This is a genomic window from Embleya sp. NPDC020630, from assembly GCF_044334985.1.
Taxonomy (GTDB): domain Bacteria; phylum Actinomycetota; class Actinomycetes; order Streptomycetales; family Streptomycetaceae; genus Embleya.
In genome coordinates this window covers 1-23,343 of the sequence record NZ_JBIRUB010000037.1, presented here as the reverse complement: position 1 = coordinate 23,343, position 23,343 = coordinate 1, and the positions used below count along the sequence as shown (strand labels likewise).

The following is a 23,343-nucleotide window of genomic DNA, read 5'->3' as shown; positions in this document are numbered from 1 at the left end:
CGGTGCGTCACCGCTCGGCGCTGCCGGCCCGGAATCGGCGGGCCCACACCGCCGCCGACGTGGGGTCGAGGACGGTGTCCGGCCGATGTCCGGGGGCTTCACGCCTGATCAGTAGCCCTGCGTCCCGCCGCCGGTGGTCGGCGGAGCCTGCGGACGCGGCGGCGGGATGTGCCCACCGCCCGGGGCTCCGGTCCGCCCGGGAGTGGGCGCCATGCCGGGACCGGGGTAGGGCGGAGGCGGCGTCTGCGGCAGGTCGGCCGACCCGTGGCTGCCGGGCGGCTCGACCTCACCGCGCCAGCCGCCGGTCTCCTGGCCCCGCTCCTCCACGAACGTCTTGAAATGTTCCAGGTCGCCCTTGGTCCGGCCGCGGACGAAGCCGAGCTTGTCGCCGACCGTCTCCACGAGGCCGTCGGGGTCGAACTCCATCTGGAACATCACGCGGGTGTGTACGTCGTCGAGCCGATGGAAGGTGACCACACCCGCCTGATGGGGGCCGTCCACGGTCTTCCACGCGACCCGCTCGTCGGGCCGCTGCTCGGTGATCTCGGCGTCGAACTCCCGGGTCACTCCGGCGATTTTGGTCACCCAGTGGGTGTGTGTCGCGTTGATCTGATCGATCCGTTCGACCCCGCTCATGAACCGCGGGAACTCCCGGAACTGGGTCCACTGGTTGTAGGCGGTGCGGACCGGCACGTCCACGTCGATCGAGTGCTGGACGGTCGTCACGAGCACTTCCTCCTCGTTCTCGGTGTCGGTTCCGAGCTGCCGTGCTGCGCAGCCGGGTCCTTCACCCGAACGGCTGCCCGAGGCCTCGGGGGACAAACGTGCCGCCCGCCGAGGGACGCCCGTTCACAGGGTCCGGCCGGTGAAGTGCGGGCGCGGGGCGTAGCGGGGCGCGCGGCGCGGGACCTTGACCCCCGACATGCGGATCAGCAGCGCGGCCCGGTGCCGGTTTCCCCCGTAGCAGGCGAGGAGTTCGAGCATTCCGGCGTCGTCCACGGCGTGCCCGGCGAGCGCGAAGCCGATGGTCTTGGGCAGGTGCAGGTCGCCCACGGACAGCGCGTCGGGGTCGCCGTGCGAGCGCTGCATGGTCTCGGCCGCGGTCCACACCCCGATCCCGGGCACCAGGCGCATCAGCCGGGCCGCCTCGGGGTGCGACACCTCGGTGGTCGCCTCCAGGCGGCCCGCCACCCGGGTCGCCTCGATCACGGTGCGCGAGCGGCGCCCGTCCACTCCGGCGCGGGCCCAGTCCCAGGACGGGATCAGCGCCCAGGTACGCGCGTCGGGGATCACCCGCAGGCCCGCCGGCGCCGGGCCGGGCGGGGCCTCGCCGTACTTGCCGAGCAGCAGCCGAAAGGCCCGGCGCGCCTCGATCGTGGTGACCTTCTGCTCCAGGATCGAGGGCACCAGGGCGGCCAGGACCAGCGCGCTGCGCGGCATCCGCAGGCCGGTGTACCGGCGTTGCGCGTCGCGCACGATCGGGTGTCGGGCGACGAGCGCGGCCGGGTCGTCGTCGGCGCCGAGCAGCGCCGGAAGCGCGTGCAATTGCCACTCGGCGCCCGGCCCCCACGCGCTCGCCTCGATCTCGCCGGTCGCGGGTCGGTCGATCACCCGCAGCGTGCACGGCCCTTCGGGGGTGCGCGAGGTGCGCCACACCGAGCCGTCGGCGCCCGCGTGGTACGTCGGATCGCTGTGTCCCCGGCGCAGTTGGCCGAGGGTGAGCCGGAGATCGAGGGCGAACCCGGGACGCCACACGCGCCGGTGGGCACTGGGGTGCAACGGGCTCTCCTCGGGGTCCGGGTTCGGACCGCCACGGTACCTTCCCGGTTTTGTGCCGATGTGCGCAGAGCAGACTTCAGCTATGCGGGTGATGGCGTTCGGCACCTATGACACGACCGTCCACCCCCGGGTGGGAATCCTCATCGAGGGCTTGCGGCGGCACGGCATCGAGGTGGTGACCTGCAACGTTCCGCTCGGCCACATGGACGCGGGCCCGATGGTCCCGCCGCCGTCGGCACACCCCGGGATCTCCCGCCAGCGCATGCGGCACGCGCGGTGCATCGCGGAGCTGGTGGCCAAGGCGCGGCGCGCGCCGCGCCCCGACGTGGTGATCGTCGGCTATCAGGGCCGGCTCGACATTCAGATCGCGCGGCGGTTGTTCCCCGGGGTGCCGCTGGTGCTGGACCACCTGGAGAGCGTGGACGACGTGGCCGATCGGCTGGGCCACGCCGCCCAGGCCGAACTGCGCAAGGTGGACCGGATCGAGCAGGCGGCGATCGCCGCGGCGCGCCTGGTCCTGGTGGACACCGAGGAGCACCGCCGGGTGCTCGCGCCGGCGCAGCAGGATCGGGCCGTGGTGGTGCCGATCGGGGCGGCGCCGGTGTGGTTCGACGCGGGGCGGGCGGGCCCGAAGGCGTCCCCGGACCCGTTCGGCGACGCGTCGGCCGAGCCGCGACGCGACCCGCTGCCGGAGCCGGCGGCCGACTTCGAGCCGGGCTTTCGGCCGGGCGAGGACCTGCGGGTGATCTCGGTCGGGCTGTACTCGCCGGTGCAGGGCGCGCCGGTGATCGGCGCCGCGCTCAGTCGGCTGGACGGCTATCCGATCACCGTGACCATGATCGGCCGCGGCCTCCAGGCCCAGCGTACGAAGGACCTGGTCGGGCCGAACGCGCCCCGGGTGACCTGGCGGACCTGGGTGCCCGAGGCCGAACTGCCGCGCCTGGTCGCCGCGCACGACGTGTGCCTGGGGGTGTTCGGCACCGGCGCCAAGGCGTTGCGGCTGGTGCCGAACAAGGTCTTCCAGGGCGCCGCGGCGGGGTGCGCGGTGCTCACCTCGGACACCGCGCCGCAGCGCCGACTGCTGGGCGCGGCCGGGTTGTTCGTCCCGGCGGGCGACTCCGACGCGCTGGCCGACGCGCTGCGCCGGCTGGCCCAGCATCCGCCGGAGGTGGCCCGACTGCGCGCGGCGGCGGTCGCGTTGGCGCGGGAGCGGTTCGTCCCCGAGGCGGTGGTCGAGCCGCTGGTGGAGCGCCTGCGGGAGATCGTGGACAAGCGTGGGTAGCCCGCCCGCCGCGCCGTCCCCGCGCGCCGCCGGTTAACCCAGCCGCACGGCCACGTCCTTGCGGATCGCGGGCAGTTGCTCGTAGAGCGCCTGGCCGGGGCACTCGGTGTTGAAGGCGTCCCGGTGGCCGGAGATCACGTCGAACGAATGGGTCGAGCCCTTCGGGTAGCGACTGCCGCTGTCGGAGGAGGTCAGCGTGACCCGGCCGGTCGGGTCGCGGTCGTCCAGGCCGAGCTTCCAGGCGATCAGGGCGGACAGCGCGATCAGCATCGGCCCGGGCGGCTCGGCGCTGGTGTAGGTGCCCATCGCGGCCACGCCCATGCTGTCCGTGTTGAAGCCGAGCGTATGCGCGCCGAGCACCGGCTTGTCCACCCCGCCGGCGCGGCCCTCGAAGACCGTGCCGCACTGGTCGACCAGGAAGTTGTAGCCCACGTCGGCCCAGCCGTTGGTCAGCACGTGGTAGCGGTAGATGGAACGGAGCACCTTGGGCGAGTCGCTGCACGGGAAGTCGTTGCCGTCGGCGGTGTGGTGCACGAACGCGGCGCGCACGGTGCCGGTGTACTTGAACTTCGCGTCCCGCAGCGACTCGTCCGCGCCCCAGTCGCGGCGGGCCACGATCGCGGGCCGCTCGGCGCGGCCCTTGACCCGGCCGTCGACGCTGTTCGGCCGGGTCGGGCGCGGCGGCATGCGGTCGACGATCGACTCGCCGGGGTCGACGAGTTCGGCTCGCAGGTCCGTCGGCAGCGCTCCGGCGAGCACGCCCACGCGGATCTGGACACCGTCGGAACGACCGGCCCAGAACGGCTCGGTGCCGCCGCGGACGCGGCCCTCGGCCGGCCCGATCCCGTCGCCGCTCGCGTGCAGCGCGCGCCAGGGGCTCCATACCCCGCCGGTGCGGGTGCGTACATGGACGACCACCCCCGCGCCCGCGGCCGGGTCGGGGTCGGCCCAGGTGACGCCGAGCAACGAGAAGGCCGCGGTGTCGCGTTCGGCGGTCAGTACCCCGGTCCGCCCCTCGCGGGGCGCGGCGACGTCGGACTCCTGTTCGACCCCGGTCAGCGGGAGGGTGATCGTGGTACCGGGGGTGCTCGGTCCCGCGTCGGCCTGCGCGGGAGGTCCGGCGAGCACGGTCGGCACGGCGAGGGCGACGATCGACAGCACGATTCTGGTGAACACGGGCGGGCCCCTCCATCGTGGGCGGTGGAGTCGTTCGGGTGCCCGGTCCCGCCACAACGCTTGTACCAAATGCAGCAATTACACCCATTTGTCGTACGAATTCATCCGCTCGATAGGCTGGGCGCATGCCCAGCACTCCGGTCGATCAGTTGCGCTCCGCGCTCGCCGCCGACTCAGCGCGGCCCTTCACCACCTTCTACGACGACGCCACCGGCGAGCGGGTCGAGCTCTCCGTGGCGACGTTCGACAACTGGGTCGCCAAGACCGCGAATCTGCTGCGCGACGACCTCGCGGTCGAGCCCGGCGCCCGGGTGTCGTTGCTGCTGCCGGCGCATTGGCAGACCCAGGTGTGGTTGCTCGCCGCGTGGTCGCTCGGCCTGGCGGTGACCTTCGACGGCGATCCCGCCGACGCCGACGTGGTGGTGTCCGGCCCCGAGACGCTCGATCGGGCGGCGAGTTGCCCCGGCGAGCGGGTCGCCCTGGCGCTGCGGCCGATGGGCGGGCGCTTCCCCGAGCCGCCGGCCGGCTTCCTGGACTACGCGGCGGAAGTGGCCGGACACGGCGACCGGTTCGTGCCCGACGGCTCGGCGCGCGCCGACGCGCCGGCGCTGATCGAGGCCGGCCGCGAGTACACCGCCGGCGACCTGGCCGCGGCGGGCGAGGCCGCCGCGCGGGAGTGGAACCTCGGCCCAGGTGATCGCTTGCTCACCTCTTCGAGCTTCGCCCGAACGGGTGGATTGCGGGCGGGCCTGCTCGCGCCCCTGGCCGCGTCCGTACCCGTCGTCGTATGCCGTCACCTGGACGAATCCCTGCTGGAGCGGCGCATCGAGGCGGAGCGCGTCACGCGCGCCGTCACCCGTTCCGCCGACTAGTCCATGACAAGACGGGTCAGGCTGCGCTTTCGTGGCCCCGACCGCCCGTAGTGCCGTGCCCGGCGGTCCCTCAGCAGGCGGGGAGGCGTGGGGTTCATGGACGTGTGGGATCACCTTTACCGGTCCGAACGTGCACCCGAACCCGACGTGCCCGAACCGGCGGCGTGCCCGGCGTACGAGTCCACCCCGGTCGACGCCGCCGCCGGTCGGGCCGCCACCCGGCGCGCGCGCCGCAGGCGGGACCGGCGGCGCCGGGTGTTCCTGCCGATCGGGGTGGGCATCACGCTGATCCTGCTGACCGGCGTCTCGGCCGCCTACGTCGCGTACCGGCGGCTCGACGGCAACATCAAGACCGACCCGGTCAACGGCAAGCTCAACGCCGACCGTCCCGACGTGGGCGGCAACGGCAAGGGCAAGCCGATGAACCTGCTGATCATCGGCTCGGACTCGCGCGCCGGCGAGAACCGCGCGCTCGGCGGCGGCGGCGACATCGGCGAGCGCTCGGACACCACGCTCCTCGTGCACCTGACGTCCGACCGCGAACACGCGGTGGTCATGAGCATCCCGCGCGACCTGCTGGTGACCGTGCCCTCGTGTGTGACCAGGGACGGGGCGCGCTCGGCCGAGCAGCGCGGGGTGATGTTCAATTCGGCGTTCGAACTCGGCGGCGCGGCCTGTACGCGCAACACCGTCGAGAAGGTCACCGCGATGCGGGTGGACCACCACATCATCGTGGACTTCGCCGGCTTCAAGGGCATGGTCGACGCGGTCGGCGGGGTGGAGATCTGCCTGCCCAGGACCGTGCAGGACCGCGAGGGCAACATCTCGTTGTCGGCCGGCCGGCGCAAGGTGCACGGCCGGGAGGCGCTGGACTACGTACGGCTGCGCCACGACATCGGGCTCGGCGGCGACGGCAGCGACCTGGGCCGGATCAAGCGGCAGCAGGCGTTCGTGGCCTCGCTCGCCAAGCAGATCCGCAGCGGCGACACGCTGACCAGTCCGACCCGGCTGTTCGCCCTCGCCGACGCGTTGACGAAGTCGATCCGGGCGGACGAGGGTCTGGACTCGGTCTCCGCGCTGGTCGATCTCGCGCGCGGGATGCGGGACCTGGAGACGAAGAACATCACCTTCGCGCACATCCCGGTGTACAACCCGCCGGACGACAACAACCGGGTCGCGCTGATCCAGCCCGACGCGCGGCGGTTGTTCGACGCGATCAACCACGACGAGCCGCTGGACGGTCGGCGCAAACCGGGCGTGGAACCGGCCCCGGCCCCGGTCGCGCCGGCGGGTGGGGCGGTCCCGGCCGGTGTGCCGGCGCGAGCACTCGGCGGTCCGGGCGCGGTGCCGGCGACATCCGCCGCGCCCGGGAGCGGCGCGGTTCCGGTCGAACCGGTGAAGCCGCCGGTGAAGGCCGAGGTCCGCGACGGGGACCAGGACATCTGCAAGGCGAACTGATCGCGCGTCATCGCGGCCGGAGGCCGGCAGCCCACCTGGCGGCCGACCCCGGGAGTCGCGCACGATAACGTGCCGGCAGCCGTGCGGCCCGGGTCGACACGTGGTGTTGCGACGGTTCGGCGTGACCTGTGTCACACGCACAAGGGTGCACGCAACTCGAAGAACCGGCGCCACGTCTATCAGTGCAACGGCCGCCCCACGCGCGGTTCGTCGCTTGATGAGCGTTGGGCGCCTCGGGGAAAGAAGCAGACACGACGTGAGTGACAGCGAACGGGCCGGCAAGCAGGCCGGATCCGGTCGGGACGCGAGCCCGGAAACGGCGCCCGAGACCCCGACCGAACCGGACATATCCACGACTCCGCCCCCGAACGGGCCGGTGGGGGACGCGAACGCCGGCAACGCGCGCGGCGCGGAGGCGGCGGGCGCGGAGGAACCGGGCACGCACGCGGCCGCGTCGGGCGCGGACGCGGTGGGCCCGGACGGCTCGGGCGCAGCCGCGTCGGGCGCGGACGCGGGGTCCGCGACGCCGACTTCGGGTGCGACCGGGCCCGACGCGGCCGAACCCGTAGGCGAATCGGCGGCGGCCGGCCCTGCACCCACACCGGGTGCCGAGGACGCCGCCGTGGCCGCCCCTGCCGCAGAGTCGGGCGCGTCGGCCGAGGACGGCGAAGGCGAAGCGGCCGAACCGGGCGACGGCGCAACGGCCGATGGCGCGACCACCGAGGGCGCGGCGGCCGAGGTGGCCGCCGACGCACCGGGCACGGCGGCAGTTGGCGCGACCACCGACGGCGCGACGGCCGACGCGGCGGGCGCCGCAGGTGCTCCGGGCGACGCCACCACGGCCGAGGGCGGCGACGGTGCGACCTCGGCCGGGACCCGTGCGGCGGGGCCCTCCACCGCCCCCACCACCACCCCTCCCCCGGCCGGCGGCGACCCGCTCACCGCCGCCGTGGCCGCGATGGCCGCCGACGGCGGCAAGGCGGCCGACCGGCGGGCCCGGCGCGACCGCCGCCGCCGGGTGTACAAGCGCATCCTGATCGGCGTCACCGTCACCGTGGCGCTGAGCCTGGTCGCCGGCAGCGTCGTGGTCTACACCCTGTACCGCAAGCTGGACGGCAACATCACCTCCGAGGACCTGAGCGCGAAGCTCGGCCCGGAGACCGAACGCCCGCAGGTGGCGGCCGGCGCACACGACGCGGCCAACATCCTGCTGATGGGCTCGGACGACCGCAGCGGCGACAACAAGCAGTACGGCGACGTCGGCGAGGGCACCAAGCGCTCCGACACCACGATCCTGCTGCACCTCGCCGCCGACCGGAAGAGCTCGGTCGCGGTCAGCATTCCGCGTGACCTGATGGTGGACATCCCCTCCTGCGTCCGGCCGGACGGCAGCAAGTCGCGGGCGTACCGGGACCAGTTCAACCACGCGTTCGAGATCGGCGGCGCCGCCTGCACGATCAAGACCATCGAACAGATGACCAAGGTCCGGGTCGACCACCACATCGTGATCGACTTCTCCGGCTTCAAGGAGATGGTCGACGCGGTCAACGGCGTCGAGGTGTGCCTGAGCCGCCCGATGCGCGACACCGCCGCCAAGCTCGACCTGCCGGCCGGCAAGCACAAGCTCGACGGCGAGCAGGCGCTCGGCTACGTACGCGCCCGCAAGAACGTCGACGACGGCAGCGACACCCAGCGGATGACCCGACAGCAGCGTTTTCTGGCCGCGCTCGTTAAGAAGGTCAAGGTCGGCGACATGCTGACCCAGCCGTGGAAGTTGTACAACCTCCTCGACGCCGGAACCCGGTCGATCACCGCCGATCCGGGACTGAGCTCGCTCAAGGAGCTGATGGACCTGTCCGACAGCATCAAGGGCATCCCGAACGACAAGGTCGCGTTCCTGACCGTGCCCCGTCAGCCGTACCGGTTCGACACCGACCGGGACGAACTGGTCCAGCCCAAGGCGGACCGGCTGTTCGAGGCGATCCGCTTCGACCGGGTCGCGGTCGGCGCGGGCGTCAGCGGCAAGGACGAGAACGGCTTCGAGAACAACGGCGAGGTGCGGATCGAGCAGCCGGCGACCCCGCTGCCGTCCACCCGCACCACGATCGACGAGAACGGCGAACGGGTGACCGTCACCCCGACCGCCCCGGGCACGGGCGCGACCGGCAAGGGCGCCACGCGGTCCCCGGCCGGATCCACCCCGCCGGGTACGGGGGCGCCCTCGTCGACGTCCACGGCAGACCCCACTTCGAGCAGCGGCATCCCGTCGGCCACGCCGACCACGCCCGCGGACACGAGCCCGATCGTCACCGTCTCGGGGCGGACGGCGGAACAGGACGTGTGCGCGGGCTGATTCATCGACACCGCATCAGGGAGAGCCGGGGACGTCGCCGACCGCGACGCCCCCGGCAGGTCGCCGGAGGGGACGCCACGCATGGGCACGGACGCGGAGACCGGAACCGGGGGACCCACGGCACCCGGTGGACGGGACGGACGCAGAAAGAGCACAGTGAAGAAGCGCCTCAAATGGATCGCGATCTCCGTGGTCGGTGTCCTGCTGATCCTGGCCGGCAGCGCGTACGGGTACATCCGGTACCTGAACGGGAAGCTGCACCACACCCAGATCACCGCCGACAAGAACAACCGACCACCGGCGTCCCCGAAGGACGCCCAGGGCCGAAGTCCGATGAACATCCTGCTGATCGGCAACGACAGCCGGATCGGTGAGGGCCGGCGCTACGGCGCGGAGGGGCACGAAGGGCTCGCCGACGTGGCGATCCTGATGCACCTGTCCGCCGACCGTTCCAACGCCACGCTGGTGAACATCCCCCGGGACACGATGGTGGACATCCCGCGATGCGAGATCGGCAAGGGCAAGGACAAAAAGGTCACCGAGGCCCGGTTCGGCCAGTTCAACGACAGCTTCCGCAGCATCGGCGCGCCGTGCACCGTGGCGACCGTGGACCGGATGCTCCAGGTACGCATCGACCACTACGTCGAGGTGAACTTCAAGGGCGTCCGCGACCTGACCGACGCGGTCGGCGGCGTGCCGATCTGCCTGGACGCGCCGATCCACGACCCGGTCCTGTCCGGACAGCGCGGCGGCACCGGACTGGACCTGCCGGCCGGCCCGAACACGCTGAGCGGCAACGACGCGCTGCAATTCCTGCGCGCGCGCCACGCGTTCGGCGACGGCAGCGACCTGGCGCGGATCGAGGCGCAGAAGGTGTTCCTGGCGTCGCTGGCGCGCGAGTTGAAGAGCAACGCGAAACTGACCAACGTGGACGGCATGTTCCGGATCGCCAACAGCGCGGTCGGCGCGTTGACCGTCGACAACGACCTGGCGGGCGTGGACAAGCTGATCGACCTCGCCGACGAGATCAAGAAGGTGCCGGAAAAGCGCATGGCGTTCACCACGCTGCCGACCGAGACCTACCGGCCCGCGCCGGATCAGGTCCAGCCCAGACGGCCCGCCGCCGACAACCTGTGGGCCGCGATCCGCGCCGATCGGCCGTTGACCGCGGGCGATCCGGCCACGGATCCGCCGCCCGCGCCGGTGACCGAGGCGCCGGCACCGCCGCAGACGATCGCGCCGTCCGACGCGGCGCAGATCCGGGTGACGGTGGACAGCGGGAGCGCGCGGAAACGAATCACCCCGGTGGTCGACGCGCTCAAGCGGCTGGGTTTCAAGGCGACTTCGGGTACGTCCATGCCGGACGGGCGGGAACACGCCAACAGTCGGATCACCTACCCCGACGGCAGGCAGGAACAGGCCAGGGCGATCGCCGTGGCGCTGAACCTGCCGGAGACCGCGCTGGAGGCGGCCCGTGCGGGGGAGAGCACGATCAAGCTGCTGATCGGCGCGGATCTGCCCGACGCGGGCGCCGGCGGCAGCGGCTCGCCGACGGGTCCGGCGAGCGCAGGGCCCGAGCGGGTGCCGGAGCCGCCCAAGGCGGCCGACCTGAACCTGGAAACGGCCGACAACACGAAGTGCGCCTCACCACGCCGGAAATGACCGGCGGGCGGTCGAGGGGGGCACGCGCGACGTGCGGATCAGGACGCTCGTGTGTGCCCTTCCTCGACCGGTCGACGACCGGTCCATGACCGGCTGTCGACCGACTGACGACGGATCGGGAACGGTCGGATCAGGTTTTTGTGCCTTTTCCGATGATCCGAGTGTCAGGACTTCGCAGTCTCGGTGACCATGGCGAGATCTCGCCGGTTATGGTGGCTGCTTCATACCGACCATCACTTATCACCGTCGGGTTCCGTGGGTGGCTCCGGAACCCCGGTGTCGCCAAGAGGACCGTGCACAGCCGGGGGGATCGTGCGGCGGCAGGTACAGCCGGAGGGGATCTCGGCGTGAACAGAGGGAACGGGCCGCATCGTGGCGCGCCCGGGGACAACGATCCCCTGGGCGGCATGGACGACGCCGACGTCGCGGACATGTGGGTGATGAACCCGGACACCGGCAGCTTCGAGCTGCGGGCGCCGGGCGGCGGTGTGGTCGATGCCCCCGGCACGACCCGGCCGCGCACCCCCGGGGCGGCGGGTACGTCCGAGGGCCGGCGCCGGCCGTCGGCGGTGGAGGCCGCCTCGGGTCGGGGCACCGGCTCGGAGCAGGGCGCCGCCGACGACGCGCCGTCGTCGGCGCGTCGGCGGGGCGCGGGAACGGCCCCCGCCGGGCGCGCGGGCGCCCGCAACGCCGCCGCGGGCAGGGACAAGGCCGCGCCCAAGAGCAAGGTGAAGAAGCGGCTCAAGTGGATCGCGCTCACCGTGGTGGGACTGATCGTGGTGCTGGCCGGCACGGCGTACGGCTACATCAAGTATCTGGACAGCAAGATATCCACCACCGCGAAGAACGCGGGCAGCGAAGGCGTCCCCAAGGCGGAGGAGGACGCGTTCGGACGCAGGCCGCTGAACATCGTGCTGATCGGCAACGACAGCCGTAAGGGCCTCGGCAAGAAGTACGGCGCGTCCGAGCACACCGAGGGCCTGGCCGACGTCACGATCCTGATGCACGTATCGGCCGACCGCAGCAACGCGACGCTGGTCAGCATCCCCCGCGACACCATGGTGCAGATACCCAAGTGTGTCGTGAACGGCAAGACGTATCCCGCGTCCAACGGGCCGCAGTCGTTCAACGAGAGCCTGGCCAACGGCGGTCCGCCGTGCACGGTGTCCACGGTCGACAAGATGCTCGGGGTCCAGGTGGACCACTACATCATGATCGACTTCACCGGCGTGAAGAAGATGACCGACGCCGTCGACGGCGTGGACATGTGCATCTCGGAGCCGATCAACGACCCGGTACTGCCGAACCAGCAGGGCGGCACCGACCTCAAGCTCGACGCCGGCAACCAGAACCTGAGCGGCGAAACCGCGCTGAAGTTCCTGCGCGCGCGGCACGCCTTCGGCGACGGCAGCGACCTGGCCCGGATCAAGGCGCAGAAGGCGTTCCTGATGGCGCTCACCCGCAAGCTCAAGAACAGCGCGTCGTTGACCAACGTCCAGGGCATGTTCAAGATCGCCAACATCGCGGTGGAGTCGCTGACCGTGGACAACGGCCTCGGCGGCGTGGACAAGCTGATCTCGCTGGGCAACCAGTTGAAGAAGGTCCCCGAGAAGCGGATGGCGTTCACCACGCTGCCGGTCGAGGAATACCCGCCGCTGCCCAAGGTCAAGGTGCAGCCGAAGCAGCCCGAGGCCAACAACCTGATGGCGATGCTGCGTACGGACACCGCGGTCACCAAGGACGACAAGCCCGCGGAGCAGCAGCCGGCGGCCCCGCCGACGCCGGAGGCGCCGAAGGTGGACCCGGCCACGCTCAAGGTCGACGTCCGCAACGGCAGCGGGGTCAACAAGCGGGCCAACGAGGTGGCGGCGGACCTGGTCGGCCGCAAGTTCGTCGCGGTCAGCGCGGGCAACGCGAAGGACGGCAAGACCCACGCGACCAGCTCGATCACCTACCCCAAGGGCCGCCTGGACGCCGCCAAGGCCCTGGCCGCCGCGACGGGCCTGCCCGACAGCGCGCTGACCGAGAGCACGTCCGCCGCGGTAACCCGCTTCGAACTCCTGATCGGCAAGGACTACCCGGGCACCGCCCCGCCCAACAACGCGGCCCCACCCACGGAGCCCCCCAAGAACATCGACATGGAAACAGCCGACAAAAACATCTGCGCGCCCAAGAAAAACCGCTGACGCACCCCACCAACGGCCGCGCCTCGTCCCCGAAAAGAGGGAAGAGGCGCGGCCGTCGCACGCCCGATGCCCCACCGACCGGCCGCCGGACGGCGAAGCGTGCGGCCGGGCGCCGAACAGCCGGACGAGCGGCGCGCTGGGTGGGTGCCGATCGGCCGGGCGGGCGGCGGGCGGGCCGGGAATGGGTTTGACGGGGGAACCGGGGGTGGGGAGGGTTTGGGGGTGGATGGGTTTCGGGTGGTGCTTCGGCGGTTGGATGAGGCGTTGTCGGCCTCCCTGTTGGATGCGGCCGTGCGCGGGGCCGAGCCGGGGGAGGTCATGCCGGTCGAGGCCGGAGCGGCCGGGTGGACCGCCGATCGGCGGGCCGCGTTTTTGGCCTTTCATCACGAGTGGGCCGCCACGCCCACCACCTACGCGATCCTGGTCGACGACGTGGTGGTCGGCGCCGCCCGCCTCCAGCCGACCCCGGACGGGGACCTGGAGACCGGCCTGTGGATCGGCCGCGAACACCGGGGCCGAGGCGTGGGCCGCGCCGTCGTCGCCCTCCTGCGCGCCGAGGCCCGAGCCCAGGGCGCGCCCCGCGTCGTCGCCACCACGACCGACGCCAACACCGCCGCCCGACGCCTCCTCAGCGGCGCCGGCGCCCACCTGCGCACCCGCGCCACCCCCACCCCCGACGGCGACACCATCGAAGCCACCCTCGACATCGACTGACCATTCCCCCGTTCGTACGCGTGCACGGAACCTTCGAGGGTGCGGATCGTTGGCGTCGGCATGATGATCAGTTCCGGCCGTACGGCCATGGCCCTGTCCGTCGGATGCGCCGGGCTCGCACTCGCGTTCGTCCCCGTCGCCGCACAGGCACAGACACCGGCACACGCACCGGCGCAGCCCCAGGCACGGCGGCTCCCGGTCGCGGGCGACCAGGTTTCGCTCGACCCCACCGTGTGGGTGACGGCCGACGGGACCGTCACGATCTCCGGCACCTACAGCTGCTCGGCCGACCACACCGGGACCGTGTTGGTCGGCGGCAACGTCAACCAGGCCGGCCTGCACTTCTCGGTCGGTGGCAGCGACGCCACGTGCGACGGCCTGACGCACGACTGGCGCAGCTCCGCGCGGTCCCCGCTCGACTTCGTGCCCGGTCCCGCGCGCGGCGACGCGACGCTGCTCGAACTCCTGCCCGGCGAAGGTGTGGTCCCGGTGGTCCCGAACATCCTCGCGCAGAACACGCGCGACGTGACGATCACCCGCGCCTGACCCCACGCCCGGCCGGACGCCCCGCCCGGCCGGGCTCCTCCGGGCTCAGGCCCGGTCCAACTCCTCGCGCAGCTCAGTCAGTTCCTCCACCGCCGTGATCCCGCTCGTGGCGCACACCTTCAACGCCACGTCCAACCGGGTCACCGCCGCCGGCCGCTCGTCCAGGCCGAACGCCTCGATGCGCGCGGCCAGTTGCACCGCGTCCAGGTAGCCGTCGGCCTCCTCGGGCAGCACGGCCACATACGCCGTCGCCGCCTTGTCCGCCGCCGCCCGAGCGGGGTGCAGCCGGTCGGCGCGGGCCAGCAGGTGTGCGAGTTGGTGGTGCGTACCCGCCCGCTCGACCACGACCATCGTCGCCTCGTCGTCCGTCGCCCGCGCACCGGTCTCGGCGCCCGCCAGCTCCCGCAGTGCCTCGGCGAACAGCGCCACCGCCCGGTCCACCCCCGACGGGTCCTCCCGGTCGGTGCTGCTCGCGATGTTCCACGCCTTCGCCCGCAGCGCCCGGACCGTCTCGCGCACATCCCCCTCGGCGCGCAGCAGTTCGATCGCCCGCCCGAACGCCGCCTGGGCCTGCGGCGCCATTCCCGCGTCGTCGAGCGCGTGCGCCGCGGCCACCGCCAGCTCCGCCTGGGTCGCCCGGTCGGCCACCTTCACCGCGGTCTCCGCCGCCATCGCCAGGTGCCGGGCCGCCTCCCGGGTGTCGCCGAGTCGGCGCAGGCACAACCCGAGCGCCCAGCGTTCCTGCATCGCGTGTTCGGGGCCGTGGTGCTCCTCGACCTCCGGGAGCAGCTCCTCCAGGATCGCCGCGGCCTCCGCGTCCCGACCCAGGCCGAACAACATGCCCACCGCGCCCCGTCGGCAGGCCGCGGCCATCTCCGGGTCGCCCTCGTCGTCGAAGACGTGCGCGGCCTCCAGCGCGAACGGCAGTGCGTCCTCGGGCCGGTTCTGCGCCCCGATCGCGTTGGCCAGCATGGTCAGCGCGTGTCCCACCGGGAACTGCGGCTCGGTGTAGAACGCGGCCGTCTCCAGCGCGGCCCGCATGTCCGCCTCGGCCGCCGCCGGGTCGGCGAGGCGCATCCGCACCTGGCTGCGCAGGAACAGCGGCCGGCAGGCCAGCCACGGCCGCTCGGCCTCCCGGCACAGCGTGATGGCCGCACTCAGGTCGGCCTCGGCGTCCGCCGTCCGGTCGTCCTGGAGCGCCCGCTCGGCCCGGATGTGCAGCGCCGCCGACTGGCGGTGCCGCAGCCCGTGGTCGCGGCCCAGGTCGTGCAGCTCGGTCAGGATCGCGTCCGCGTCCTCGGCCTCGCTCGCGAGCGCCACGATCGCGCGGTGGTGCAGGACCAGCGCGAGCGGCGCCGCGTCGTCCGGCAGGAATGCGGCGGCCTTGACCTGCGCCGCCTCGAACAGCGCGAGCGCGTCCGGCTCGTCGGCGCGGAACCGGGCCATCGCGAGCCGCACCTCGGCGCCCACCGCCCGCCCCGCCGCGTCCGCCGCCCGATAGCCGGCCGCGGCCCGTTCGAGCGCCGCGGCGCCGGCCGCGAACTCGCCCTCCTCGACCAGCTCGATGCCGTCCGCCTCGGTGAGCGCCGCGAGCGCGAACCCATCCACGTCCTGCCCCTGCGCCCGCGCCGCCGCCGCGTAGTCCCGCCAGGCGGCCTCCGCCCGCGGATGCCCCCGCTCATCCAACTCGCTTGCATAGGAGAGCAGTTCCGCAACGCCCCTACCGGACATCGCAGTTGCTGCCGGATCGACGACAGCCCGCGTCGCCACCCGGACCGAGCGCAGGCCCAGCGGCAGCGAATCCGCCACCGGAGCCGCCGCCAACCGACGCCGCACCCGCGAACTCACCGCGTCGTTCCCGTTGCGCACGTCGAAGCGCGCGGCGATCTCGAACAGCTCCCGCTCGACCCTCTCCCCCAGCCCACCGGCGGTGGTGTCCTCGAACACCACCACCTCCGGCCCGCCCACCGCGACCAGACGCCGCAGCAGCACGGCAACCCCGGCCAGGAAGTCGGAGTGGTCCGAAGGATCGCTCTGCGGACGCGCCAGCCACGCCCGGTGCTCGGCCAGGATCTCGATCCCGCGTCCCTCGTTGCCGGTCAGCGCGCAGAACTCGATGTGCTCGGCGACCGCCGCGTACGTGCTCACCTTGCCCCGCACCGACCGGTAGCCGCGCAGGTGGTGCGCCCGGGCCCGGTCCGGGTTGCCCTCGCGCACCAGCGGCAACATCGACGTGGCCAACGAGACCTGCGGCTCCTCCGCGCAGGTGAGCGCGCCGTCCAGGGTCGGCGCGAGCAGTTCCAGCGCGTCCGCGTCCCGGCCCTGCGCGATCAACCAGCGGGCCTGCTCGCGTCGTTCGCACGCGTCGCAGTCGGCCAGCCGGTCCCGGTCCGCCGCCAGCCACGCCTCGAACGCCTCGGTGGTCTCCGCGTCGGCGCCGATGTGCCGGGCCAGGTAGAACCGGCTCTGGTGCACCGGCCGCAGGCTGTGTCCGGCCGTGCGATAGCGGCGTTCCATGTCGGCGAGATAGCCGCGGATCGCGGTCAGCGGCACCTCGGGCACCGAGAGCAGCGAACTGGTGATCCACTTCAGATCCCAGAACAGGTGGTGCGTCAACTGCTCGTCGAAGCCCTCCGGGTGCTCATCCCACAGCTTGAGCAGCCGGGACAGCGGCACCGGGGTGCGCGGCGACTCGCCGCCGTAGTTGTACGCGGTGATCAGCCGCAGCAGCGCCCAGGCGAGGTTCTCGTCGTTGCCCATGCGCTCGGCGACGGTGACCAGTTCCTCGGCGCGGGCGGTGCGGGCCTTGCCGTAGGGCTGTTCCTCGTTCGCGTCCAGGGCAGCGAAGAACCCGGCGTCGTCACGGATTTCCATCACGGGGTTCCTATTCGGCGGGGTTCGGCTGGTGGACGGCGCGCTCGAGCAGGCCGAGGAAGGATCGGCCGAGCAGGCCGGTCTCGGCCGAGGTGAGCGGACGGTGGCTGAGCAACAGGGCCTGGCCGTAGAGCCCTTCGACCGCGGCCCGGGCCAGTTCCGGATCCGCCAGGCCGGCGATCCGGCGGACCAGCGGGTTGAGGTGGTTGAGCACGAGCTGCGCGCGCGGACCCTGGTCGCGCAGGGAGCCGAGGATCCCCGACCACAGGTCGTCGCCGCGCCCGGCCGCGTCCTGCTCGGCCTCGGCCCGACCCCGCTCCCCGCGCGCGTCGCGCCCGTCCAGCAGCAGCGCGGGCACGGTCACCGGCTGGAACGTGCGCAACGACAGATCGCACGCGAGCGGGTCCAGCGCGGCCCGCGCGTGCGCGAGGAAGCTCGCCGCGCCCAGTTCCACGGCCGGGTCGACCGCGTCCAGGTGCGCGGTGACCGTGTCCGGGTCGAGTTCGGCGACGGTGGTGCCCGGCCGGATCTCCGCGAGCCGGTACACCAGGTCCAGGTCGTAGGTGTAGCCGCCGTTGACCACGCCGAGGCCGGCCGCCGCCGCGATCGGCGCGACCTGCCGATACTCCTCGACCGTCGACGTCACGTGCACGACCGGGTGCCGGCGGGCGAACTCGTCCAGCGCGATCCGCCCGTCGGTGGTCTCGAACGGCAACCACGGCAGCACCAGGCGCAGCAGTTCGTCGTCGTGCCGGGCCAGCGCCTTGACGCCGAGGTGATGCACACTCAAAAACCGGGCCAGGCGCGGCTGGTCGTGCGCGGCCAGGTCCGCGAGCCAGTCCCGGATGTGCCCGCCGAGCGCGTCGCGCACCCCGGCCAGCGACTCGTCGTCGTACAGGCTCTCCCGCGACGCGGTGGGCCGCAGCGTGTCGGTGTCCACCACGCAGCGCACGAAGAACGCCCAGTCGGGCAGCAGCCCGTCGGCGTTCTCGGTGAGCAACATGCCCTTGAGGTGCACCCGGTGCTTGCCGCGCATCGCCGGACTGACCGCCTCCGGCAGGACGAACGCCGCGCCGCGCACGCCCGCGAGCGGTACGTCGAGGTCGATCACGTCCAGCGGCGTGAAGCCGAGCCGGCTCTCGCAGTAGGCGGTCAGCGCGGCCCGCCGCAGACCCGCCGTCGGGTATGGCCGGTCCCACACCGCGGGGGTGTCGGTGATCGGGGTGTGCTCGCCGCCGGCCACCACGGTGACCCGGTACGGCAACAACGCGCCGAAGTCGCGGGCCAGTTCGACCACCCGCTCGGGGGCGAACCACGCCTCGCTGCCCCGACGCGGGGTCAGGAACACCGTGGTGCCCGGCACTTCGTGTGCGCTCGGGTCCAGGGTGCGCACCGTGTAGCGGCCGTCGGCGCCCGCCTTCCACTCCACCGGCGGCGCGTCGGTCAGCGCCGAGCGGGTCACCACGGTGATCTCGTCGGCGACCACGAAGCAGGCGAGCAGGCCGATGCCGAACTGGCCGATGTAGTCGCGCCGCGCGCTCTCCAACGCGTCGCGCTTGGAACTGCGGCCGATGGTGGCCAGGAAGCGGTGCACGTCGGCCTCGGTCAGCCCCACCCCGGTGTCGGCGACGCGCAGCCCGCCGTCGGCGACCGTGATGGTGATCGCCGCCTCGGCCTGCGGATCGACGGCCCGCCGCGCGGTGACCGCGTCGACGCCGTTCTGCAGCAGCTCGCGCAGGTATACCCGAGGGCTGGAGTAGAGGTGGTGCGACAACAGGTCGACCAGACCCCGCAGATCGACCTGGAAGGTGTGGTCTGCGTCGGATATCGCGGCGTCGTTCATGCGGAGTCAGTCACCTCGGGGCAGGGTCGCCGGCCGACATCCCGGCCGAGTGCCGATGGTACGAAACGACGGGGACAGGCGGCGAGTCACTTGTCGACCATCAGTCACCACGGGCGGGACGGGGCACCACGATCCGGCGCCCCGTCCCCCGGCTCAGTTCTTGGCCGCGTCCACCGTGCGTCCGTCGCGCAGCGCCTGGAACAGCGCCTTGGCGCCCTTGTCGTCCCACAACACGGTCGAGCCGATGTCCTTGACCATGTGGCCGGGATTGGCGATCGGCACCGTGGTGGTGACGCCCTTGCCGCCGGACAGGCTGCCCATGTCCTTGAACAGGTCGTACAGGTCGAACAGGCCCGCGTCGTCGTCCACCGTCACCGCGCTCAGCGAGGCGTCGGCGACCGGGAAGGCGCTGAACGGGTTGAGCAGGATCCCCGCCGACTTGGCCTTCTTGGCCAGCGCGCTGAGGAACATCTGCTGGTTCTCCATCCGGGCCAGGTCGGAGCGCGCCGGGTCGTAGTAGCGCGAGCGTACGAAGGCCAGCGACTGCTCGCCGTTCAGCGTCTGGCAGCCGGCCTCCAGGTTCGCCCCGGACTTCGGGTCCTTGATCGGCCCCTTGAGGCAGATGTCCACACCGTCCATCGCGTTGACGATGTTGTTGAACCCGCCGAACCCGATCTCCGCGTAGTGGTCGAGCCGAATGCCGGTGGCCATCTCCACGGTGCGGGCGAGCAGCGGCGCGCCGCCCTTCTCGAAGGCAGCGTTCAGCTTGTTCTTCTGCGCCTTGACCGTCTTGCCGTTCTTGCTGAACGCGGGGATGTCCACGTACGAGTCGCGCGGCAGGCTGATCAGCGCGGTGCCGCCCTTGCCCTTGTGCAGCAGCATCATCGAGTCGGTGCGCTTGCCCGGGGCCTTGCCGGTGTGCAGCTTCTTGCGGTCGGTCGCGTCGAGGCCCTCGCGGCTGTCCGAGCCGACGATCAGCCACGTGGTGCCCTCGATGCCCTTGGGCCGGCCCGCGTAGTTGTCCAGCACGTCCTCGTGCCGGATCTTCGAGTCGGCCCAGAAGTAGGTCACCACGCCGAACGTGAGCACGAGCGCGACGAAGACGCCGACCCCGATGAGGATGCGCTTCTTGATGTTGACCGGACGGCGGGGACGCGCGGGCGGGCCGCCCGGGCCCCCGGGACCACCGGGGCCGTCGGGACCTTCCGGTCCGCCCGGTCCGTCCGGAGCGCGCTGCGGCGGCGGTCCGGGCGGTGCGGCGTTCGCGTCGGCGTACGACGGCTGGGGCGGGTAGCCGTCCGCACCGGGCGGCCCCTGTACCGGCGGCACGCCGCCCGGCCCGGCCGCGCCGGATTGCGGGCGCGGGTAGCCATCGGGGGTCCGGGGCGGCGGCGGGTATCCGCTCGGGCTCTGCGCCGGCGGCGGTGGATAGCCGCCCGCGGCGTTCCCGCCGGGGCGGCTCGGAATCGTTCCCGGGGGAGGCTGCTGCGGCTGCTGGTCGCCATCCGCCCACCCCGGCGGCCACGTGTTCATGCCCCCGAAGTTGTCACTCGATCAGCCCCGAGGCAACCGAATGCCCGACTCGGCGACCATCTGTTCCACACTTGATGCTCACTTCTTACAGGAGACCTCATCGCCGGATTTGGCGGAGTATGCCGGACCCGGCGTGGCCGGATCGGTCGAGGGCGCCTCGGTGTTCGCGCCGCCGACCCGAACCGGGGTCAGGCCCGGATACGACGAGCCCACGATCACCTCGATCGTCCGGCCCAGGCCGGTGACCTGCTCCGAGGCCGCGCCCGGCAGCGCGGCCTGCACCGTCTTGACCGACCGGTTCCACTTGGGGTCGTAGCGGATGATCGTGCGCGTCCCGTCCGAGGCGTTGGAACTGCGCGGCAGACCGGCCATGACGAAGCCCGCGCCCTTGAGGTCGTCGTACGCGCGCGTGCCCAGGCCCGTGGTCGGCGTGCCGTTGTACACCTGCACCGAGATGTCGCCCGGCGCCACCTCCACCGACACCGGCGAGGGCGCGGCGGCGGTGCTCGGGCTCGGCCCGTCGGGCTTCTTCTCCGGCGGCGCGATCAGGTCCTTGTCCTCGCGGATCGCCCGGAACAGGCCGGGGGCCTTGGCGTCGTCCCACAACACCGTCGAGCCCCACTCCGGGACCTGGTGGTCGATGCTCTTGAGCGGCACCTGGGCGTAGGTCACGCCCGAGTTGGACAGGTTGCGCATCTTGGTGCCCAGTTCCAGGAAGGACTGCGAGCTCATCCCCTCGTCCACCTTGATCGACCCGAGCACCGCGTCCAGCACGTTCTTGAGCTTGAGCGGGTCGGTCAGCGTGCCGGAGGAGGTCGCCTTCGCGAGCACCTGGGTGATGAACTTCTGCTGGCGCTGGGTGCGGCCGATGTCGCCGGTCGGGTCGCTGGCGATGTAGCGGGCGCGGACGAACTGCAGCGCCTTGACGCCGTCCAGCTTGCTGGTGCCGGCGGGCAGGTCCAGGCCCGACTTGGGGTCGCGCAGCGCCTTGGGCGTACACATCTCGATACCGCCGAGGGTGTCCACGACGCTGACGAAGGAGACGAAGTTGACCTCGATGTAGTGGTCGATCCGGATCCCGGTGGCCTTCTCCACCGTGGCCACGGTCAGCGTCGGGCCGCCGAGCGTGTACGCGGCGTTGATCTTGCCCTTGGACGGGCCCCGCTGCTGTCCGGTGGTCTTGTCCTTGTGCGCGGGGAAGTCCACGTAGCTGTCGCGCGGCAGGCTGGTGATGGTGGCCCGGTCCCGCTTGCCGTTGAGGTGCACGATCATGATCGTGTCGGTGCAGTCGCAGGACTCGCCGCCCGCGTGCAGCTTGTTCAGCGTCTCCCTGGGGATGCCCTCGCGGTTGTCCGAGCCGACGATCAGGAAGTTCAGGTCCTTGCCGGATCCGGTGTCCGGACGGTCCGTCAGACCCTTGAACGGGTCTATCCGCTGGATCTTCCCGTCGAAGTGCTTCACCCAGGCCCAGCCGATGCCGCTGGTGGCCAGGATCGCCGCGGCCAGCGCGCCGGTGAGCAGCACCAGCCAGTTGCGGCCGACGCGCTGCCCGTTCCGATCGCCCTGGGGGCTTCTCGCCGAGGATCGGCCGCCGGTTGTCGCCATGGGGTGCGGTGTCCCTCCTCGCGGACCGATCTCGTCCCGCCGTTTTGTTGCGCACCGTCGCGCGCGCCGTGCGGATGTGCATCCGTACCCGCTTACCCCCGAAGGACGCCTCGTCGTCCGGCCACGGTTGCGGTGGGCGTCGAACCACCGTAAAGCGGGACGGGGGGCGAACCGCAGCGGCACGCCGACGGTCGGCCCGCGCTCGCCCACCCGGTCGATGCCCGCCGATCCGGCCGTTCGCAGTACGCTCCGAGGCGATGAATCACACCACCGACGAGCCCGCCAAGCCCGAGCCCTCAGCTCGCAGGGTGGAGCCGCTACCCGAAAAACCGCCCGTCTCCGTGATCATGCCGGTGCTCAACGAGTCCCGACATCTCGCGGAGGCCGTCGGTCGTGTGCTCGCTCAGGACTATCCGGGCGAGATCGAAGTCGTGATCGCGCTCGGCCCGTCGACCGACAACACCGACGCGATCGCCGCGAAACTGGTCGCTGAAGACATTCGGGTACATACCGTCGCCAATCCGAGCGGTCGTACCCCCAGCGCGCTCAACGCGGCGATCCGGGCGTCGAACCACCCCGTGATCGTGCGGGTGGACGGGCACGGGATCCTGCCGGCCGGTTACATCTCCACCGCGGTGCGGCTGCTCGCCGACACCGGGGCGGCCAACGTCGGCGGCCTGATGCACGCCGAGGGCACGACCCCGTACGAGGACGCCGTCGCGCGGGCGATGACCTCCAAGCTCGGCGTCGGCAACGCCCGCTTCCACACCGGCGGCGAGGCCGGCCCCGCGGACACCGTGTACCTCGGTGTCTTCCGGCGCGAGGTGCTCGACGAATTGGGCGGATACAACGAGGAGTTCGAGCGCGCCCAGGACTGGGAGCTGAACTATCGGATCCGGCAGGCGGGCTACCTGATCTGGTTCTCGCCCCAGCTCAAGGTCTCCTACCGGCCGCGGCAGACGCCCCGGGCGCTGGCCAAGCAGTACTTCAACTACGGCCGCTGGCGGCGCGTCGTCGCCCGGCACCACAAGGGCTCGGTCAATCTCCGCTACCTGGCACCGCCGGCCGCGCTGCTCGCGGTCGCCGCGGGCACGGTCGCGGGTGTGCTCGGATTCTGGCCTGGGTGGCTGCTGCCGGCCGGCTACGTGATCGGCATTCTCGCCGGCGTCGCGTGGGAGGGCCGAGGTCTGCGGCCGGCCGCGTTCGTCCGGCTGCCGATCGTGCTGGCGACGATGCACGGGTCGTGGGGCGCGGGTTTCCTGAGCAGCCCCAAGAGCCTCGCCGCGCGGGTCTCGGCGGGCACCGAACATCCGGAGGAAGAATTCCACTGAGTTCTCCCACCGCCGTCGGGGGGGGGGGGGGGGGCCCGCCCCCCCCCCCCCCCCCCCCCCCCGGGGGGGGGGCCCCCGGGCGGCCCGGCCCCCCCCCCGGGGGGCCCCCCCCGGGGGGGGGGGGGCCCC

The 23,343-nt window shown here is 72.4% G+C and carries 15 protein-coding genes and 1 pseudogene; 9 read left to right on the top strand and 7 right to left on the bottom strand.

Annotated features, from left to right (window positions below; all coding sequences use genetic code 11):
* Positions 1–282: 282 nt before the first annotated feature.
* Positions 283–726: pseudogene (locus tag ACH4XV_RS46215) on the bottom strand (SRPBCC family protein); the annotation flags it as partial.
* 123 nt (positions 727–849) lie between these two features.
* Entirely contained in the window at positions 850–1,779 is a 930-nt protein-coding gene (locus ACH4XV_RS46210) for a DNA-3-methyladenine glycosylase family protein (RefSeq protein WP_395800264.1), read from the bottom strand.
* 82 nt (positions 1,780–1,861) lie between these two features.
* Between ACH4XV_RS46210 and ACH4XV_RS46205 the strand changes: the two genes are divergently transcribed.
* Positions 1,862–3,061 carry a glycosyltransferase family 4 protein gene (locus ACH4XV_RS46205; protein ID WP_395800262.1) on the top strand — a complete coding sequence of 400 codons (1,200 nt, stop codon included), beginning with the start codon at positions 1,862–1,864 and terminating at the stop codon, positions 3,059–3,061.
* A 33-nt stretch (positions 3,062–3,094) separates the two neighbouring features.
* Here the strand turns inward: ACH4XV_RS46205 and ACH4XV_RS46200 are convergent, their stop codons facing one another.
* Entirely contained in the window at positions 3,095–4,237 is a 1,143-nt protein-coding gene (locus ACH4XV_RS46200; RefSeq protein WP_395800260.1) for a peptidoglycan recognition protein, read from the bottom strand.
* Between the two features lie 125 nt (positions 4,238–4,362).
* Here ACH4XV_RS46200 and ACH4XV_RS46195 point away from each other — a divergent pair, with 125 nt between their 5' ends.
* The 7 genes from ACH4XV_RS46195 to ACH4XV_RS46165 all read left to right on the top strand — a co-directional run bounded on the left by ACH4XV_RS46195 (position 4,363) and on the right by ACH4XV_RS46165 (position 14,028).
* Positions 4,363–5,109: a TIGR03089 family protein gene (locus ACH4XV_RS46195; protein WP_395800258.1), complete on the top strand. Its 747-nt coding sequence runs from the start codon at positions 4,363–4,365 to the stop codon at positions 5,107–5,109.
* Positions 5,110–5,205: 96 nt separating this feature from the next.
* A complete protein-coding gene (locus ACH4XV_RS46190) occupies positions 5,206–6,567 on the top strand; it encodes an LCP family protein (RefSeq protein WP_395800256.1) in 1,362 nt (453 codons plus the stop codon).
* A 256-nt stretch (positions 6,568–6,823) separates the two neighbouring features.
* Complete coding sequence (locus ACH4XV_RS46185; protein ID WP_395800254.1) at positions 6,824–8,920, top strand: LCP family protein; 2,097 nt, start codon at positions 6,824–6,826, stop codon at positions 8,918–8,920.
* A 156-nt stretch (positions 8,921–9,076) separates the two neighbouring features.
* On the top strand, positions 9,077–10,582 hold the full coding sequence (locus ACH4XV_RS46180; protein ID WP_395800252.1) for an LCP family protein: 1,506 nt from the start codon (positions 9,077–9,079) through the stop codon (positions 10,580–10,582).
* Between the two features lie 347 nt (positions 10,583–10,929).
* Positions 10,930–12,768: an LCP family protein gene (locus tag ACH4XV_RS46175; protein WP_395800250.1), complete on the top strand. Its 1,839-nt coding sequence runs from the start codon at positions 10,930–10,932 to the stop codon at positions 12,766–12,768.
* A 222-nt stretch (positions 12,769–12,990) separates the two neighbouring features.
* The gene (locus ACH4XV_RS46170; protein ID WP_395800248.1) at positions 12,991–13,482 is read left to right on the top strand and encodes a GNAT family N-acetyltransferase; all 492 of its coding nucleotides are present in this window, start codon (positions 12,991–12,993) and stop codon (positions 13,480–13,482) included.
* A 60-nt stretch (positions 13,483–13,542) separates the two neighbouring features.
* Positions 13,543–14,028, top strand: a complete 486-nt coding sequence (locus ACH4XV_RS46165) for a DUF6299 family protein (protein ID WP_395800246.1) — start codon at positions 13,543–13,545, stop codon at positions 14,026–14,028.
* 45 nt (positions 14,029–14,073) lie between these two features.
* On the opposite strand, the gene ACH4XV_RS46160 is transcribed toward ACH4XV_RS46165, so the two are convergent.
* The 4 genes from ACH4XV_RS46160 to ACH4XV_RS46145 all read right to left on the bottom strand — a co-directional run bounded on the left by ACH4XV_RS46160 (position 14,074) and on the right by ACH4XV_RS46145 (position 21,883).
* Entirely contained in the window at positions 14,074–16,902 is a 2,829-nt protein-coding gene (locus ACH4XV_RS46160; RefSeq protein WP_395800244.1) for a hypothetical protein, read from the bottom strand.
* Between the two features lie 10 nt (positions 16,903–16,912).
* Positions 16,913–18,745, bottom strand: coding sequence for an HSP90 family protein (locus tag ACH4XV_RS46155; protein ID WP_395800242.1), 1,833 nt, complete (start codon positions 18,743–18,745; stop codon positions 16,913–16,915).
* Between the two features lie 153 nt (positions 18,746–18,898).
* Positions 18,899–20,278, bottom strand: coding sequence for an LCP family protein (locus tag ACH4XV_RS46150; RefSeq protein WP_395800240.1), 1,380 nt, complete (start codon positions 20,276–20,278; stop codon positions 18,899–18,901).
* A 78-nt stretch (positions 20,279–20,356) separates the two neighbouring features.
* Positions 20,357–21,883: an LCP family protein gene (locus ACH4XV_RS46145; protein ID WP_395800238.1), complete on the bottom strand. Its 1,527-nt coding sequence runs from the start codon at positions 21,881–21,883 to the stop codon at positions 20,357–20,359.
* A 257-nt stretch (positions 21,884–22,140) separates the two neighbouring features.
* Here ACH4XV_RS46145 and ACH4XV_RS46140 point away from each other — a divergent pair, with 257 nt between their 5' ends.
* Positions 22,141–23,214, top strand: coding sequence for a glycosyltransferase family 2 protein (locus ACH4XV_RS46140; RefSeq protein WP_395800236.1), 1,074 nt, complete (start codon positions 22,141–22,143; stop codon positions 23,212–23,214).
* Positions 23,215–23,343: the final 129 nt, after the last annotated feature.

Excerpts from the sequence above, each read along its gene's own strand:
- ACH4XV_RS46205 (WP_395800262.1), top strand. The coding sequence starts at position 1,862 with ATGCGGGTGATGGCGTTCGGCACCTATGACACGACCGTCCACCCCCGG.
- ACH4XV_RS46195 (WP_395800258.1), top strand. The coding sequence starts at position 4,363 with ATGCCCAGCACTCCGGTCGATCAGTTGCGCTCCGCGCTCGCCGCCGAC.
- ACH4XV_RS46190 (WP_395800256.1), top strand. The coding sequence starts at position 5,206 with ATGGACGTGTGGGATCACCTTTACCGGTCCGAACGTGCACCCGAACCC.
- ACH4XV_RS46165 (WP_395800246.1), top strand. The coding sequence starts at position 13,543 with ATGATGATCAGTTCCGGCCGTACGGCCATGGCCCTGTCCGTCGGATGC.
- ACH4XV_RS46160 (WP_395800244.1), bottom strand. The coding sequence starts at position 16,902 with ATGGAAATCCGTGACGACGCCGGGTTCTTCGCTGCCCTGGACGCGAAC.
- ACH4XV_RS46155 (WP_395800242.1), bottom strand. The coding sequence starts at position 18,745 with ATGAACGACGCCGCGATATCCGACGCAGACCACACCTTCCAGGTCGAT.
- ACH4XV_RS46150 (WP_395800240.1), bottom strand. The coding sequence starts at position 20,278 with ATGAACACGTGGCCGCCGGGGTGGGCGGATGGCGACCAGCAGCCGCAG.
- ACH4XV_RS46145 (WP_395800238.1), bottom strand. The coding sequence starts at position 21,883 with ATGGCGACAACCGGCGGCCGATCCTCGGCGAGAAGCCCCCAGGGCGAT.
- ACH4XV_RS46140 (WP_395800236.1), top strand. The coding sequence starts at position 22,141 with ATGAATCACACCACCGACGAGCCCGCCAAGCCCGAGCCCTCAGCTCGC.